Annotated in this window: 13 protein-coding genes and 1 riboswitch; of the genes, 2 read left to right on the top strand and 11 right to left on the bottom strand. The window is 69.4% G+C overall.

The genetic code is table 11. The annotated features are described in order from the left end of the window. Positions 1-95: 95 nt before the first annotated feature. The 4 genes from AC4BAR_RS00745 to AC4BAR_RS00730 form a co-directional block, all read right to left on the bottom strand. Positions 96-1,496: an aspartate ammonia-lyase gene (locus tag AC4BAR_RS00745; RefSeq protein WP_490625907.1), complete on the bottom strand. Its 1,401-nt coding sequence runs from the start codon at positions 1,494-1,496 to the stop codon at positions 96-98. Between the two features lie 109 nt (positions 1,497-1,605). Further along, positions 1,606-2,535, bottom strand: a complete 930-nt coding sequence (locus tag AC4BAR_RS00740; RefSeq protein WP_490625906.1) for a LysR substrate-binding domain-containing protein — start codon at positions 2,533-2,535, stop codon at positions 1,606-1,608. A gap of 40 nt (positions 2,536-2,575) precedes the next feature. After that, positions 2,576-3,493, bottom strand: a complete 918-nt coding sequence (locus AC4BAR_RS00735; RefSeq protein WP_490625905.1) for a GGDEF domain-containing protein — start codon at positions 3,491-3,493, stop codon at positions 2,576-2,578. A 21-nt stretch (positions 3,494-3,514) separates the two neighbouring features. Continuing rightward, positions 3,515-5,620, bottom strand: a complete 2,106-nt coding sequence (locus tag AC4BAR_RS00730) for a lytic transglycosylase domain-containing protein (protein WP_490625904.1) — start codon at positions 5,618-5,620, stop codon at positions 3,515-3,517. 9 nt (positions 5,621-5,629) lie between these two features. Here AC4BAR_RS00730 and AC4BAR_RS00725 point away from each other — a divergent pair, with 9 nt between their 5' ends. Then, positions 5,630-6,256, top strand: a complete 627-nt coding sequence (locus AC4BAR_RS00725; protein ID WP_490625903.1) for a 5-formyltetrahydrofolate cyclo-ligase — start codon at positions 5,630-5,632, stop codon at positions 6,254-6,256. A 17-nt stretch (positions 6,257-6,273) separates the two neighbouring features. Here AC4BAR_RS00725 and AC4BAR_RS00720 read toward each other — a convergent pair whose 3' ends face one another. From AC4BAR_RS00720 to AC4BAR_RS00690, 7 genes are all read right to left on the bottom strand, one after another. Beyond that, a complete protein-coding gene (locus AC4BAR_RS00720; RefSeq protein ID WP_490625902.1) occupies positions 6,274-7,440 on the bottom strand; it encodes a DUF1501 domain-containing protein in 1,167 nt (388 codons plus the stop codon). A 3-nt stretch (positions 7,441-7,443) separates the two neighbouring features. Then, a complete protein-coding gene (locus AC4BAR_RS00715) occupies positions 7,444-8,775 on the bottom strand; it encodes a DUF1800 domain-containing protein (protein ID WP_490625901.1) in 1,332 nt (443 codons plus the stop codon). 39 nt (positions 8,776-8,814) lie between these two features. Next, positions 8,815-9,318 carry a septal ring lytic transglycosylase RlpA family protein gene (locus tag AC4BAR_RS00710; protein WP_490625900.1) on the bottom strand — a complete coding sequence of 168 codons (504 nt, stop codon included), beginning with the start codon at positions 9,316-9,318 and terminating at the stop codon, positions 8,815-8,817. A 55-nt stretch (positions 9,319-9,373) separates the two neighbouring features. After that, positions 9,374-10,213 carry a methylenetetrahydrofolate reductase [NAD(P)H] gene (gene metF, locus AC4BAR_RS00705; RefSeq protein WP_490625899.1) on the bottom strand — a complete coding sequence of 280 codons (840 nt, stop codon included), beginning with the start codon at positions 10,211-10,213 and terminating at the stop codon, positions 9,374-9,376. After that, on the bottom strand, positions 10,210-11,214 hold the full coding sequence (locus AC4BAR_RS00700) for a TlyA family RNA methyltransferase (protein ID WP_490625898.1): 1,005 nt from the start codon (positions 11,212-11,214) through the stop codon (positions 10,210-10,212). The genes metF and AC4BAR_RS00700 overlap by 4 nt, the downstream gene beginning before the upstream one ends. A gap of 147 nt (positions 11,215-11,361) precedes the next feature. Then, positions 11,362-12,798 (bottom strand): adenosylhomocysteinase, encoded by a 1,437-nt coding sequence (gene ahcY / locus AC4BAR_RS00695; protein ID WP_490625897.1) that lies wholly within the window; start codon positions 12,796-12,798, stop codon positions 11,362-11,364. A gap of 73 nt (positions 12,799-12,871) precedes the next feature. Beyond that, positions 12,872-12,961: riboswitch (S-adenosyl-L-homocysteine riboswitch) on the bottom strand. Positions 12,962-13,022: 61 nt separating this feature from the next. Then, positions 13,023-13,382: a group I truncated hemoglobin gene (locus AC4BAR_RS00690; RefSeq protein WP_490625896.1), complete on the bottom strand. Its 360-nt coding sequence runs from the start codon at positions 13,380-13,382 to the stop codon at positions 13,023-13,025. 158 nt (positions 13,383-13,540) lie between these two features. Between AC4BAR_RS00690 and AC4BAR_RS00685 the strand changes: the two genes are divergently transcribed. Further along, positions 13,541-15,115, top strand: coding sequence for a winged helix-turn-helix domain-containing tetratricopeptide repeat protein (locus tag AC4BAR_RS00685; protein WP_490625895.1), 1,575 nt, complete (start codon positions 13,541-13,543; stop codon positions 15,113-15,115). Positions 15,116-15,198 lie beyond the last annotated feature (83 nt).

Here is a 15,198-nt window from a genome sequence, read left to right as displayed (position 1 = left end):
TCAAATTCATTCTAGAGAGTTCAGCTTCAGGGTTCACCCGGGTTGGCCACCGGGTGTTTGCAGGGCATGGCAGCTCAAGCAGTCTTCGTGCCACGTCAGCGGGCGGGCTGGGTCAGGTGCTCGGCCACCAGCAAGGCCTCCAGCTCGGCCCGGCCCATGATGCCCAGCGACTCGGCCACCTCGGCGATGGGCTGGCCGGTGGCCATGGCGGTCTTGGCAATCAGCGCGGCCTTCTCGTAACCGATCAGCGGGTTCAGCGCGGTGACCAGCGTCACCGACTCGCGCACCCGTTTGGCCAGCAGCGCGTGGTTGGCCTCGATGCCGGCCACACAGTGGGTTTGCAGCGTCAAACAGGCCTGGCTCAGATGGCTGATGCTTTTGAACAGACTCCAGGCCATCAGCGGCTCGAAGGCGTTGAGCTGCAGCTGCCCGGCCTCACTGGCCATGGTGATGGCCATGTCATTGCCAATCACCTCGAAGGCCACCTGGTTCACCACCTCCGGAATCACCGGATTGACCTTGCCGGGCATGATGCTGGAGCCGGCCTGGCGGGGCGGCAGCTTGATGTCGCCAAAGCCAGCCTGCGGCCCACTGGACAGCAGCCGCAGGTCGTTGCAGATCTTGCTGAGCTTGGTCGCCACCCGCTTCAGCACCCCCGACAGCTGCACCAGCGCCCCGGTGTCCTGGGTCGCCTCGATCAGGTTGCTGGCCTTGACCACCGGGATGCCGGTGTCCTCGGCCAGCAGCTGGCAGACCAGCTCGGCATAGCCGGCCGGCGCGTTGATGCCGGTGCCGATGGCGGTGGCGCCGAGGTTGATTTCCTGGATCAGCGCCCGCGCCTCGCGCAGCCGGGCCTCGTCCTCTTCCAGCATCACCGCGTAGGTCAGGAACTCCTGGCCCAGGGTCATGGGCACGGCGTCCTGCAGCTGGGTGCGGCCGATCTTCAGCACGTCCTTGAACTCCAGCGCCTTGGCGTCAAAGCCGGCGCGCAGAAAAGCCATCGAACCCAGCAATCGGTCGATCGCGGTCCACAGCGCCAGCCGCATCGCCGTGGGATAGACGTCGTTGGTGCTCTGCGAGGCGTTGACATGGTCGTTGGGGTGCAGCAGGTCGTAGCGGCCCTTGTCATGGCCCAGGATTTCCAGCGCCAGGTTGGCAATCACCTCGTTGGCGTTCATGTTGGTCGAGGTGCCAGCCCCGCCCTGGATCACGTCAACCACAAAGGCCTCGTGCAGCCGGCCGGCCAGCAGCGCGTCGCAGGCCTGGCGGATGGCGCCGGCCCGCTCGGCGTCCAGCGCCCCCAGCGCCAGGTTGGCCCGGGCGGCGGCTTTCTTCACACTGGCCAGCGCGCGAATCAAATCGGGCATGGCCGAAATCGGCGTGCCGGTGATGGGGAAGTTGGCCACCGCGCGGGCCGTGTGCACACCCCAATAGGCGTCGGCAGGAATGGCCTGCTCGCCCAGAAAATCATGCTCGATGCGGACGCTGTCGGCCATGGCCATCACCGGTGGTGGAGAGACCTGCACTGTAGGCCTTGTGGCGTCCGCTGGCCAATGCCCAATGCGGCGCCTGCCCATGCGCTTTGGGCATGACGCAAAAAACGGTTCAGCGCGGCGGGTGGGCCAGCAAATAGTCCCACAGCGCCTGGGCCGTGCCCTTGGGCGCCTGTTTGCCCACCGGCTTTTCGCGGCACAGCCGAACGTCCATGGTCATTTCCAGCGCGGCCGCGCCGGGGCCGTCGGCGCGCACCAGCTTCTTGCTGCGCAGCTCTTTTTTCACCGCGCTCTGCGGCAGAAAGGCGATGCCATGACCTTCCAGCGCCATGGCCTTCAGGCCCTCGGCCATGTCGGTCTCGTAGACCCGGTCGAGGTGGATGGCGGTGCGCGACTGCTTCAGGATCAGGTCCACCACCCGGCCCAGGTAGGCGCCGGGCGCATAGCCCAGGTAGGGCAGCGGCTGGCCGGGTGTGCCGGGCAGGCGGAACAGCGGCTCACCGTCGGCATCGGGCTTGACGCAGGGCGCCAGCACCTCCTGGGCCAGGCTGACGATTTCGTAGCGTTCGGTGTCGAGCTGGAAGGGCTGCGAAGGGTGGTGGTAGGCGATCAGCAGGTCGCAGCTGCCCTCCACCAGGCGTAGCACCGCGTCGTGCACGTTGAGCGCGATCAGCCGGCTCTTGATGGGGCCGAACTGCTCGCGCAGGCCGGACAGCCAGGCCGGGAAAAAGGTGAAGGCCAGCGTGTGCGGCACGGCGAACTCGATCACGTCCTGGCCAGCCGAGGTGTGGCCGCGCAGCATGGCCCGGGTGCTTTGCAGCGCCTGCAGCATTTCCAGCGACTGCGCGTACAGGGTTTCGCCGGCCGGGGTCAGCCGCGTGGGGTAGGAAGAGCGATCCACCAGGTCGGTGCCGGCCCAGGCTTCCAGGGCCTGGATGCGGCGCGAGAACGCCGGCTGGGTGACATGCCTGACCTGGGCCGAGCGGCTGAAGCTGCGGGTCTCCGCCAGGCTGACAAAGTCCTCAAGCCATTTGGTGTCCATGGCCGGATGATACGGGCAAGCCCCGGGCTCGCCAGGCGGTTCAGGACAGCGGTTCGGGCAGCACGCTCTCGTCGACCACCACCGCGTTGCGACCGCGGCGCTTGGCCTCGTACAAGGCCATGTCGGCCCGCCGCAGCAAAGCCCTGGGGTCGTTGACGGCGCCGTCGCGGCTGGCCACGCCAAAGCTGCAGGTCACCGACACCATCACCCCGCCCTCGCCCGGGATTTTCAGCGCGGCAATGCGCTGGCGCAGCCGCTCGGCGACGATGCGCGCCCCCTTCAGGTCGGTCTCGGGCAGCAGCAGCACGAACTCGTCGCCGCCGTAGCGGGCCAGCGTGTCGATGCGGCGCCGCACCACCGAACAGCAATGGGCAATCGCCAGCAGCACCCGGTCACCGATGGTGTGGCCCTGGGTGTCGTTGATGGTCTTGAAGTTGTCGATGTCGAAGATCACCATGGACAGCGGTGAGCCGGTGCGCTCGGCCCGCATCAGCTCGCGCTCGGCCGATTTCTCGAAGGCCCGCTGGTTGCCCAGGCCGGTCATGGTGTCGGTCAGGGCCTGACGGCGGCGCTGCTTTTCGGCCTGGTCCAGCCGCCAGCGCAGCCAGCCCACCAGCCCGGCCATCATCAGGGCCGCCGGGGCCAGCGACGCCACCGGCAGGCCAGACCAGGGCGGGCGGCCCGTCCAGGTGCCGGAGACCATGGCCAACACCAGCAGCCCGGCACTGGCCAGCCCCGAACGCCAGCCACCGACCACCGCCGAAGCGGCCACCAGCAGCAGCAAAAAGGCCTCAATGCCGGTCAGGCTGGCAACCCAGGCCGGCTCGCTGGCGAACAGCACCACCACCGCCAGCATCAGCGCCGGACCGGCCCATTGCCTGGCGACCTTGGTTTCGGCGCTGAGCCGGGTCAGCCGGCGGCGCCAGGGCGAGGGAGGGGTAGAGGGAGGACGGGCCATGACAAAGGGGGGGAGGACGGCTCAGGGCAGTTCGCGGTTGACTTCGGGGGCCTGCGCATCGCGGGGGCCCACCTGGCCCAGCCGCGCTTTCAGCGACTGCGGCTGGCCCGTCAAGACGGCAGCGTAATTGGTGGTGTTGGCCAAGACCTTTTTCACGTAATCCCGGGTTTCCGCAAAAGGCACGTTTTCCGCCCAGATCGCGGCTTCCAGCACCGGTGCACCGGTCTGGCCACGCCAGCTGCGGGGGCGTCCCGGTCCGGCATTGTAGGCGGCGGCGGCCATCGGCATGGAGCCGGCAAAGTCGTCCAGTACCAGCTTCAGGTAGCCGGTGCCGATGGCGATGTTGGTGTCGCGGTCGGTGATCTGGTCAGGCGTGAAACCCACCAGGCCGATCTTCTTGGCGGTCCAGCGCGCCGTGGCCGGCATGACCTGCATCAGGCCCGAGGCGCCGACGCCGGAGCGGGCGTCGGTGACGAAACGCGACTCCTGGCGGATCAGGCCATAGACATAGGCCGGGTCCAGGCCGATCTCGCGGCAGCGTTTGACCACCGCCTCGCGGAAAGGCAGCGGAAAGCGCTGCTCGAAGTCCAGTTCCATGCGGGTGCGTTCGCTGGTGTTGATGCAGCGGTCCCAGACCGCGCGCTCGCAGGCCAGCTGGGCCGCGGCCAGCAGCTCGCGCTCACCCATGCCACCGGGCTGGCCGCGGGCATTGACCAGGTTGGTCTGGTAGTTCCATTCGCGCACGCCCTCGCTGCGCAGGCCGATGGCAATGGCCGCCAGGGCCCGCTGCAGACCGGGCAGCTGGCGCACCAGGGCTTTTTCTTCGGCGGTGAGCGGCGCGGGCTTGGCCGGCACGCTGACCTTGCGGCCCAGCTCTTCCAGCGCCAGCTGCTCGTAAAAGCCCCGCACACCGGCAATGCCCTCCAGCAGGGTCTGGGCCTCGGCCCGCTGGGCGGCGGCCTTGTCTTCGCGGGACGCGCTGGGGTGGGCTGCCGGGCGGATGCCGGGGCCTTCGGCCTCGGCGCGTTCCGGCGCAGCCGTGGCCACCGCAGGGGCCGGGGGGGCCAGCGCCAGCAAGGCCCGGGCTTTCCAGTAAACCCAGGTCGGGTCGCGGCGGCTCTCCTCGTCCATCTCGTTGATGGCGGCCAGCACCAGCTTCCATTGCGGCTGGGCGCCGGCACGCAGCGCAGCGCGGGCCTTCCAGGCCAGCATCTCGTCGCTGAGGTCGCTGTCCTTGCCGACCTTGGCGTAATGCTCCAGCGCATTGCCGTTGAGCCGGATTGCCGCCTGCTTGCCAATCACGCCCCAGGCCCAGTGGCGCTCCTCGGGCAACAGGTGCACGCTCCATTTGTTTTCCAGCAGCGTGGCGGCGGTGTCGGGGTCGTTGCTGGCCATGCGGATCAATGCCAGCAACACCAGCTCCTTGCGCACCCGGCCGCTGGCGGTGGCGTGGCTGGCCAGGAACTTGGCCGGGTTGTTGAGGACCTCGGTCACCTGTGGCAGGTATTCGGGCGCCACCAGCTCCACCGCGCTGCGCAGCGAACGCAGCCGGCCCTGGTCGGCCGACAAGCGGGCCTTTTTCCAGATGTCCATCGCGCTGAGCCGTTTGGCATCGAGCAGGCGGCCGGCGGCCAGCGTGCAGCCATCGTCACCGTCGCGCTGCAAATACCAGAGCTTGCGCACCTCGTCGCCCAGCGTCGCGGGGGCGGCCGGGCCTTTGCGCAGCAAGTCGATGGTCAAGGCGTAGCAACGCAGCTCGCGGTCGTCACCCATGCGGTAGTTGGGGTGCTCGGCGGCAAAGGCCTCCCAGTCGCGGCGCTGGCCCAGCAGCAGCAGCCAGTCGTTGCGCAACCGGTCTTCCTGGTAGCTGCCGGCGTAGCGACGGAAGAAGTCCTGCACCTCCTGCGGGCTGGCCTCGTCGAGCCGGGCCCGCAGCTCCCAGTAGGCGGCCCAGGGTTCCAGCTGGTGGCCGCGGGCCTGCGGCAACAACTGGCTGAGTTTCTTGCGGTCGCCGGCCTTGAAAGCCTGGCCCATTTCCAGCAAGACCTCATCGCCCCGGGTCTGGGCCCCTGCGGGCACCACCAAGGTCAGCGCCACCAACAAGCCCACACAAAGTTTCACTATCATGGAGCGATTATGGACAAAGCCGCTCTGCGCAAACAATTGATCGACGAACGCCTGGCCTTGCCGGACCGCGCGCTGCGCGCCGACATGCTGCAACAGGTGCTGCGGATCTGGCTGGTGGGACGCCCCGACGAGGTGATTGGCGCCTACTGGCCCATCAAGGGCGAGTTCGACCCGCTGCCCGCGCTGTACCGCTGGCAGGAGGACGGCGCGCTGGGCGAGGCGCTCGGCGACATGCCGGCCGAGGTGGCGCAGCTGGCCACCAGCACCATGGCCGGCCGCTCGCCGCGCAAGATCGGCCTGCCGGTGGTCAACAAGCTGCACAAGACCCTGACCTTTCACGCCTGGTACCCCGGTTGCCCGATGGAAGAAGACGCCTACGGCATCCCCAAGCCCAAGGACACCGAGCTGGTGGTGCCCACGCTGCTGTTTGTGCCCTGTGTGGGCTATGGCGCCGGTGGCCACCGGCTGGGTTATGGCGGCGGCTTCTACGACCGCACGCTGGCCACGCTGCAGCCCAAACCGGTCACCGTGGGCCTGGGCTTCACCCACGGCTTTTTGCCCGACATGGAACCCGAGCCGCACGACGTGCCGCTGGACGCCATCCTGAACGACAACGGCGTGGTCTGGTCGGCCTGAGCCGCGCCCCGTCCGGTTCACCCACGCCACAAACCCGTCAGGCCGGGCGGCGCACCGGGCAGGATGTCGCGCGCGATCTGGGCCGTCGCCAGGCCCAGTTGCCGCTGCACCACCGGCTGGATCAGGGCCCGCAGGTCCAGCGTGGGCCGCAGGTCCCGGCCCTCGAACAGCTGGCCTGAGGCCAGCCCCGGCCAGTCGGCCAGCACCCGGCCGCCGGCCACCTGCCCACCCGCCAGAAAGGCCACGCCGGCCGTGCCGTGGTCGGTGCCGCCACTGCCATTCATCGCCGCCGAGCGGCCGAACTCGGTCATCACCAGCACCATGCTGCGGTCCCACGCCGCGCCCAGGGCCTCGCGCAGCGCGGCCAGACCCTGGTCCAGGTCGGCCAGCTGGCGCGCCAGCCGCTGCGCTTGCTGGCTGTGGGTGTCCCAGCCGCCACTGTCTATCCAGGCAATCGGCGGGCCGTCGGGCGCGGCCAGAAAACGCCCGGCCTGCTTGGCCAGCGCCACAAAATCGCCGGTGCCGCGGGCGTCGGCCATCACGCTGCTGCGCTGCTGCCTGGCCTGGCTAAACACCGGGCCCAACTGGGCATCGTTGGCATAGAGCCGGGCGATGCGGTCCAGCAGGTCGGCATCGACCTCGGGCTGGCTGGACGGCGACCAGCTGGTGGCGCTGGCCGCACCCCGCAAGGCCAGCGGCAGCGCCGGGCTCAGCGCCACGCCGGGGCTGTGGGCCGCCGCCATGGCCCGGCCCAGCCAGCCGGTCTGCAGCTCGAAGGCGCGGTTGCCGCCGCTTTCCAGCAGCTGCTGGGCGTCAAAGTGCGAGCGCTCGCGGTAAGGGCTGGCCACCGCATGCACCACCAGCAGCTGGCCCTCACCGTACCAGCGGTGCAGCTGGGCCAGGCCCGGGTGCAGCGCGAAGGTGCTGTCCAGCGGCAGCGGTTGGCCCCAGCGGGCCTGCTCGGCCTCGGCCTGGGGTCGCAGCGTGCGGTACACCGGGTCACCCACCGGCGGCACCGCGGCCAGACCATCGAGCGCACCACGCAACAGCACCACCACCAGGCGGCGCCCGTCGGCCGCCGGGTCGGGTGCAGCCAGCGCCAGCCGGGCGTTCAGCGCCAGACCGGCACCGCCCAGGGCGAGTTGGGCCAGCAGGCGACGGCGGGACAGAGAAGAAGACGGCATGGCTTACCTCCGCTGGAATTCGGGGCTGGCCAGCAGCAGCGCCAAGGCCTGGGCCCCGCTGTCGGCCCGTTCGATCTGGCGCTGGGTCTCGGCGCCCAGGTCGGCACCGAAGCCGAGGCTGGCGAGCTGGCGGGCATCGGCCTTGCCATGTTGCCGGGCAAAGGCCGCCGCCCATTCGGTGCGTTTCCACAGCGCGTCGGGCGCCAGCCAGTCTTCGGTGCGGTCGGGCCAGCCCTGGGGCGAGGGCGCGCGGCCCGGCGGCTGGCCCATTTGCGCCAGCAGGTTGGCCAGCCGCTCGGTGGCCGGGGTCGGCTGTTGCAGCAGCCGGTGGGCCGACAACACCAGCTCTTCAGGCCGCTTGAATTTCGGCGGCGACGGTTGCCAGGTCTGCGCATGGCCGAACAGCGCCTCGGCCAGCGCCAGCAGGTCGCCGTCGCTGGCGCGGAAGCGCTGGACCAGCGCGTCCACCAGCGCGACCGGCGGCTCGTCGGTGACAAAGTGGCGGGCCAGCTTGGTGCAGACAAAACGCAGCGTGGCCGGGTGGCGGGCCAGGTCGGTCAGCAGCAGGTCGAGCGCCTCGGGGCCCTCGGGGTAGCGCTTGCTGAGCACCCGTTTGCTGCCGGGCTCGTGCAGCAGCGGGTTGAAGCGCGCAGCGCCGCTGTCGCGGTCCAGCGACCAGCCGGTGAGCAGCCGCGCCAGCTCGGTGACATCGGCCTGCACATAGCCGCCGTGCACCCCCACGGTGTGCAGCTCCAGCAGCTCGCGCGCCAGGTTTTCGTTGAGCCCACGATCGCGGCGCCGGCCGGCCCGCGAGTTCGGGCCGATGGACTGGGCGTTGTCCAGGTACAGCAGCATCGCCGGGTGGGTGGTGGCCGCCCGCAGCAGGTCGACAAAGCGGCCGGTGGCGTGCGGCCGGATGGCCTCGCGCTCGAAGGGCCAGACTTCGCCCAGCGTGACGCCCTTGGTGGCGGCCACACTGAAATGGTTGGCCCAGAAGCCCACCCAGCGTTCGTACACCGGCGTGGGCGTGGCCACCATGTGTTGCCAGCGCCGCTGCAGGGCCAGGCCGTTGGCGCGGCGCAGTGCCTGACGCTGGGCCTGTGGATCGGACGCTGGCGTGGCCGGGGCGCTGCCAGCGGGTGGCTGGGCCACCGCGTTGCCCAGCACCTGGCGGGTCATCAGCCAGGCCTCGGTGCCACCCACCAGGCCGCTGCCGTCGAGCAAGGCCGGCTGGCGCAGCTGGGCCAGCACCCAGCCGCGCGGGTCGCTCTGCAGGGGCAACAACGAGGGCTCGGACAAGCCGAAGCGGTGGGCAGCGAGGGTGGCGGCTTGCATGCGGAACTCCGGGCCGGTGCGGGGAAGAACGCGGGGGGTCTAACGGGGCTCTTCGGCGCAGGCCGACAAGGCTTCGGTGGGCGCGCCCATCAGCCACTCGACCGGCGCGGTGCCGCGGTTCAGAATGCCCAGCGCGCTGGCGGCGGCCCGGCTCAGGTCCAGGCTGCGGTTGCCGATGTGGGGGCCGCGGTCGGTGACACGCACCACCACCGTGCGGTTGTTGCCAGGGTTGCGCACCGTGAGCTTGGTGCCAAACGGCAGCGTGCGGTGGGCGGCGGTGAAGCCGTTGGCGTCAAACCGCTCGCCGCTGGCGGTGCGCCGGTTGTGAAAGCCCCGGCCATACCAGGAGGCCAGCCCGCGTTGCCAGGTGGTCCACAGCGCGCCCGGGCTGTCGGTGGGCAGCCAGCGCGCCACCTCGCAGCGGCTGGGGGCCACCGCCGGGCCGGGCTCTTGGGCCAGCGCGGACAAACCCGGCGTGGCCAGCCAAAGCCCCAGGCCGCCACAGAGAACGGCACGCTGCAGGGCGGTCAGCGGGGTGGGCATGGGCGCATGCTAAACCAGCCGTGTAAAGGCCGGCGGCGGCGCCCGGCAGGGCGGCTCAGAGGCCCAGCCGCTGGCAGATTTCCAGCGTGGCCACGCTCTGGTTCATGGTGTAGAAATGCAGGCCGGGCACACCGCCGTTGCGCAGCTGGTCGCACAAATCGGTCACCACGTCCAGGCCGAAGGCCTTGATGGAGGCGGTGTCGTCGCCAAAAGCCATCAGCCGGCTGCGGATCCAGCGCGGGATCTCGGCGCCGCAGGCGTCGGAGAAGCGCATCAGCTGGGTGCTGCTGGTGATGGGCATGATGCCGGGCACCACCGGCACGTCCACGCCCAGCTTGTAGGCGTCGTCGACGAAGCGGAAGAAGGCGTCGGTGTTGTAGAAATACTGGGTGATGGCGGCGTTGGCGCCGGCCTTGACCTTGGTCGCGTAGGCCAGCAGGTCGGCCTCGGGCGACTTGGCCTGCGGATGAACCTCGGGGTAGGCCGCAACCTCGATGTGGAAGTCGTTGCCGGTCTCGGCGCGGATGAAGGCCACCAAATCGCTGGCGTGGTGGAACTCGCCCCCGGCGCCGTAACCGCTGGGCAAATCACCGCGCAGCGCCACCAGGCGCTTGACGCCCATGGCCTTGAGCTGGCCCAGCTGCTCGCGCACGCTCAGTTTGGTGGCGCCGATGCAGGAGAAATGCGAGGCCGCCGGCACCCCTTCGGCGAGGATGTCGCGCACCGTGTTGAAGGTGCCTTCCTGGGTGGAGCCGCCGGCGCCATAGGTGACCGAGCAGAACTCGGGCTTCAGCGCGTACAGCTGCTGGCGCACCAGGCGCAGCTTGTCCACCCCTTCGGGAGTTTTGGGCGGAAAAAATTCCAGGCTCAGCGGAAGGCGGGCAGACGAGGTCATGGGGCGGTTTGGCAATGGATGAAGAACTCTTGGTTGCCGTCGCCACCGTCAATCGGCGAAGGCAGCCAGGCGAGCACAGGCAATTGGAGGGCGGCGCAGGCCTCGCGCAGCCGCTGCTCCACCACCGCGTAGAGGGCGGGGTCGCGCACGATGCCGCCCTTGCCCACCTGGCCGGGCTGCAGCTCGAACTGCGGCTTGACCAGCATCAGCAAATGGCCACCGGGCCGCAGCAGCGGCGCCAGCGCGGGCAGCACCAGCGTCAACGAGATGAAGGACAGGTCGCCGGTGACCAGGTCGAAGGACGGGTTGACATCGGTGGCCTCGCGGCCGGGCCGGCGCCGCCGCACCATGGGCAGCTGGCCGGCCGCGCGGGCACGGGCCCGCTCGGCACGCTGGGCCTTGAAGGCCTCGACCTCGTGCTCCTTGGCGTCGTCGCTGTCGTTGTAATCGTCGTCCACCACGCCGCCGTTGCGCATCCAGGCATAGGGCGCCTGTGGCAGGGTGGCGTTGTCTTCGACGTCCTCGACCCGTTCGGACAGCGCCTCCTCGCAGGCCTCGACCAGCGCCTCGGCGCTCAGCGCGCGGGCGTTGACGCCCTCGACGCAGACCACCCGGGCGTCCTGGCGCATCCGTTCGTGCAGCTGGCCATGGCCGACATCGACACCGATGACCTGGGCCGCGCCGGCCTGCAGCAGGCAGTCGGTGAAACCACCGGTGCTCTGCCCCACGTCCAGGCAGCGCTGCCCCGCCGGATCCAGACCCAGGCTGCGCAGCGCACCTTCGAGCTTGAGCCCGCCGCGCGACACATAGCGGGCCTCGGCCAGGTCCAGCAATTCGATCTCGGCCGCCGCCGGCACCTCGTCGCCGTTCTTCGCCACCTTTTTCCAGGGCGCCACGCCCGCCGCACCGGCGCGCCACTGCACCCCCGCGGCAATCAGCCGCTGGGCTTGCGAACGGGACGAGGCCAGGCCGCGCTCCACGAGGAGTTGGTCAATGCGCATTCAGTTTTCTTCCGACGGCCTCAAGGCGCGTAGCGAGCGGGTGCAGGGCAAGGCGCGGGAGGCGCCGTGAACCGGAGCGACCTTGAGGGTCGTGAGGATTCACGGACGGACCCGCAACGCGGTCATGCGGCCGCGCAGTAGCGCCGCTCAATAACGGTAGGTGTTGGCTTTGTAGGGGCCGGCTTTGCTCACACCGATGTAAGCCGCCTGCTCGTCGGTGAGTTCGCTCAACATCGCGCCCACCTTCTTCAGGTGCAGCCGCGCCACCTTCTCGTCCAGGTGCTTGGGCAGCACGTACACCTTGCCCACTTCGTAGTCGGCCTGCTTGGTGAACAGCTCGATCTGCGCAATGGTCTGGTTGGCGAAGCTGGACGACATCACAAAGCTGGGGTGGCCAGTGCCGCAGCCCAGGTTCACCAGCCGGCCCTTGGCCAGCAGGATGATGCGCTTGCCGTCGGGGAAGATCACATGGTCGACCTGGGGCTTGATCTCTTCCCAGGTGCACTTTTCCAGCGAAGCGACATCGATCTCGTTGTCGAAATGGCCGATGTTGCAGACGATGGCCTGGTCTTTCATCTTGGCCATGTGGTCGTAGGTGATGACGTTTTTGTTGCCGGTGGCCGACACGAAGATGTCGCATTTGTCGGCGGCGTAGTCCATGGTCACGACCTTGTAGCCTTCCATCGCGGCCTGCAGCGCGTTGATGGGGTCGATCTCGGTCACCCAGACCTGGGCCGACAGCGCGCGCAGGGCCTGGGCCGAGCCCTTGCCCACGTCGCCGTAGCCGGCCACCACGGCCACCTTGCCGGCGATCATCACGTCGGTGGCGCGCTTGACCGCGTCGACCAGCGATTCGCGGCAACCGTAGAGGTTGTCGAACTTGCTCTTGGTCACCGAGTCGTTGACGTTGATGGCGCGCAGTGCCAGCGTGCCCTTGACGCTCATTTCGTTGAGGCGCAGCACACCGGTGGTGGTTTCTTCGGTCACGCCGATGATGTTCTTCAGGCGGCGGCTGTACCAGCTGCCGTCTTCGGCCAGCTTGGCCTTGATGCTGTTGAACAAACAGATTTCTTCTTCGCTGCCGGGCTTGGCCAGCACCGAGATGTCTTGCTCGGCCTTGGTGCCCAGGTGCATAAGCAGCGTGGCGTCACCACCGTCGTCCAGAATCATGTTCGGGCCTTCTTCGGGCGTGCCCTTGGCGCCGGGGAACTCAAAAATGTTGTGGGTGAATTTCCAGTAGTCGTCCAGGTTTTCGCCCTTGTAGGCGAACACCGGCGTGCCATTGGCCACCAGTGCGGCGGCGGCGTGGTCTTGCGTGGAAAAGATGTTGCACGAGGCCCAGCGGACCTGGGCACCCAGGGCCTGCAGCGTTTCCACCAGCACGGCGGTCTGGATGGTCATGTGCAGCGAGCCGGTGATGCGCGCGCCCTTGAGCGGTTGGGCGGCGGCGAATTCCTCGCGGATGGCCATCAGACCGGGCATTTCGGTCTCGGCGATCTTGATTTCCTTGCGGCCCCAGTCGGCCAGGCCGATGTCGGCGATGTAGGCGTCGGTCAACAGGTTGGGGGCGATGCGTGCGTTCATGGGTCAGCTCCAAAACAGGTTTCGAAAAAACCACGGGCTGCGCACAAGGGGTGAAAAAGCCCATCACACAGACCGTGGATGAGCGTCGTTGCCTGGGGTGGCCGGGGCCACCGATTCGAGCCTCGCGCCGGGCTGGGCCGACGCTGCAACGCTCCTCGAATGGCCATGATTATACGGAGTCGTGCGCCAGCGCGCCGTGAACAAGCGCACGACCGCCGGCTTCTTCAGCCGCGGATGATGTGGCCCTTGAGGCTGTAGAGAATGGCCACCACCTCGTTCTTGGTGGCGTCGTCCAGCCGGTTCTTGGCCATCGCGCCGAGGATGTCGTCCATCGCCGCCAGGTACTCCTGCTCGCTGATGTTCATGCCTTTGTGGGCGCTGGCCATGTCCTTGCCGGTGTAGGGCTGGGACGCCCCGGCGCCGGCAGCAAAGAACTCGCGGGCCATGCGCTTGGCATGTTCCAGGTCTTTGATAGCCTCGAAGCGGGTCTTGATCAGGGGGTTGCTCAGGTGGGCCGCCATGGCATCGTCCACAAGGCGGGCAATGCCGGCGGCCTCACCGAGGCGCTGGTACAGGGAGGTCATGGCAAATCCTTTCAGGGGAGAACACCGGCCGCTCACACCGACCGGCCTGACGCCCACGATAGGCCGCCGCCGCGGCGAAGTCCTGCGGAACCGATGGAGAAGCGGTGGGGATCTCGTGGAGGATTGATGGCCGCCAGCCCGCTTCGTATGATGGCCCGATGGCTGACGACCGCCACCTGTTGCGCTTCGGGGATTGCGTGCTGGACCTGGCGCTGTTCACGCTGCGGCGTGGCGGCCAGCCGGTGCCCCTGGAGCCCCAGGTCTTCCGGCTGCTGACCTACCTGGCCGAACACCGCGACCGGGTGGTGCCACGGGACGAGTTGCTGGACCGCCTGTGGGCCGGCAAGGTGGTCAGCGAATCGGCGCTGAGCAGCTGCATCAAGGCCGCCCGCCAGGCGGTGGGTGACGATGGCCAGACCCAGGCCTGCATCGCCACCGTGCAGCGCCGCGGCTACCGTTTCGTGGCGCCGCTGGTGGCCACGCCCGCGCCGGCCAACAGCGTCTGGACCGACACCGCCCCCGTGCCACCGGCCGGGCCGCTCGCCCGGTCGCGCCCCCGGGTGGCGGTGATGCCCTTCACCGACCTGTCCGCCCCGCAGGTGGCACCAGGCGGCATGGCCGACGCGCTGGCCAGCGACATCATCACCGGCCTGGCCCAGCTGCGCAGCCTGTTCGTGCTGTCCCACGGCACCATGTTCGCGCTGCAGCGGCGCGGCATGGCCCCGGCCGAGGTGGCCCGAACCCTGAACGCCGACTACCTGGTCACCGGCACCGCCATGCACCGCACCGGCCAGCTGCGGGTCAGCACCGAACTGGTCGAGGCGGCCAGCGACCGCATCGTCTGGGCCGACCACTTCGATGTGGCGCCGCGCGAGGCCTTCGCGGTGCTGGACCAGATCAGCCTGCGGCTGGCCGCCAGCATCGCCCACGAGATCGAGGCCGCCGAGCGCAACCGGGCGGTGCTCAAGGCCCCCAGCTCGCTCGACGCCTGGGAGGCCCACCACCGGGGCCTGTGGCATGCCTACCGCTTCAGCCGGGAAGACAACGCGCTGGCCCAGCGCTTCTTCGACACCGCGGTGCAGCGCGACCCGACCTTTGCCAGCGCCCATGCCGGCCGGTCGTTCACCCATTTCCAGAGCGCCTTCCAGAACTGGGCCGACCGGCCGGCCGAGACCCGGCTGGCGCTGGCGGCGGCCAGCCAGTCGCTGCGCTGCGACGACCGCAACCCCGCCGCCCACCTGGCGATGGGCCGGGCGCTGTGGTTGCAGGGCCGCCCCGCCGAGGCCACGGCCGCACTGGCGCAAACCATCGCACTGAGCCCCAGTTTTGCGCTGGGCCACTACTCGTTGGCCTTTGTGCTGGCCCAGGCCGGCGACCCGCGGGCGGCAGTGGCGGCGGCCGATCAGGCCCGCACCCTCAGCCCCTATGACCCGCTGCTGTTCGGCATGCTGGGGGCACGCGCCATCGCCCTGGTGCGGCTGGGCGAGTTCGCGCCGGCCGCCCACTGGGCCAGCCAGGCCGCTGCCCGGCCCAACGCCCATGTGCACATCCGCAGCATCGCCGCCTGCACGCTGGCCCTGGCCGGGCGCCTGGAAGAAGCCCGGCAGCAGCTGCGGGCCATCCACGACACCACGCCGGGCTACCGCCTGGCCGATTTCCTGGCGGCGTTTCACTTCGATGCCGAGGGGACGGCGCTGTTCCAGCGCGGCGCGCTGGCCGTGGGCATGGTCTGAGGCGGGGCCGGGGGCGGCTTAAAATCAGGGTTTCGCGCCCGCCGGACCCGCGCCGGTCCGGCCCACCACCCCGCAGGGCCCGC

This window comes from Rhodoferax sp. SPJ4 (assembly GCF_058216275.1).
Note: the sequence above shows the minus strand (reverse complement) of the source record. Positions and strands in the feature narration are given on the sequence as shown.

Bases quoted from the DNA above. Each gene is read 5' to 3' on its own strand.
- AC4BAR_RS00745 (WP_490625907.1), bottom strand. From the start codon at position 1,496: ATGGCCGACAGCGTCCGCATCGAGCATGATTTTCTGGGCGAGCAGGCC.
- AC4BAR_RS00715 (WP_490625901.1), bottom strand. From the start codon at position 8,775: ATGCAAGCCGCCACCCTCGCTGCCCACCGCTTCGGCTTGTCCGAGCCC.
- AC4BAR_RS00685 (WP_490625895.1), top strand. From the start codon at position 13,541: ATGGCTGACGACCGCCACCTGTTGCGCTTCGGGGATTGCGTGCTGGAC.
- AC4BAR_RS00725 (WP_490625903.1), top strand. From the start codon at position 5,630: ATGGACAAAGCCGCTCTGCGCAAACAATTGATCGACGAACGCCTGGCC.
- AC4BAR_RS00730 (WP_490625904.1), bottom strand. From the start codon at position 5,620: ATGATAGTGAAACTTTGTGTGGGCTTGTTGGTGGCGCTGACCTTGGTG.
- AC4BAR_RS00735 (WP_490625905.1), bottom strand. From the start codon at position 3,493: ATGGCCCGTCCTCCCTCTACCCCTCCCTCGCCCTGGCGCCGCCGGCTG.
- AC4BAR_RS00740 (WP_490625906.1), bottom strand. From the start codon at position 2,535: ATGGACACCAAATGGCTTGAGGACTTTGTCAGCCTGGCGGAGACCCGC.
- AC4BAR_RS00700 (WP_490625898.1), bottom strand. From the start codon at position 11,214: ATGCGCATTGACCAACTCCTCGTGGAGCGCGGCCTGGCCTCGTCCCGT.
- AC4BAR_RS00690 (WP_490625896.1), bottom strand. From the start codon at position 13,382: ATGACCTCCCTGTACCAGCGCCTCGGTGAGGCCGCCGGCATTGCCCGC.
- AC4BAR_RS00710 (WP_490625900.1), bottom strand. From the start codon at position 9,318: ATGCCCACCCCGCTGACCGCCCTGCAGCGTGCCGTTCTCTGTGGCGGC.
- ahcY (WP_490625897.1), bottom strand. From the start codon at position 12,798: ATGAACGCACGCATCGCCCCCAACCTGTTGACCGACGCCTACATCGCC.
- AC4BAR_RS00720 (WP_490625902.1), bottom strand. From the start codon at position 7,440: ATGCCGTCTTCTTCTCTGTCCCGCCGTCGCCTGCTGGCCCAACTCGCC.
- metF (WP_490625899.1), bottom strand. From the start codon at position 10,213: ATGACCTCGTCTGCCCGCCTTCCGCTGAGCCTGGAATTTTTTCCGCCC.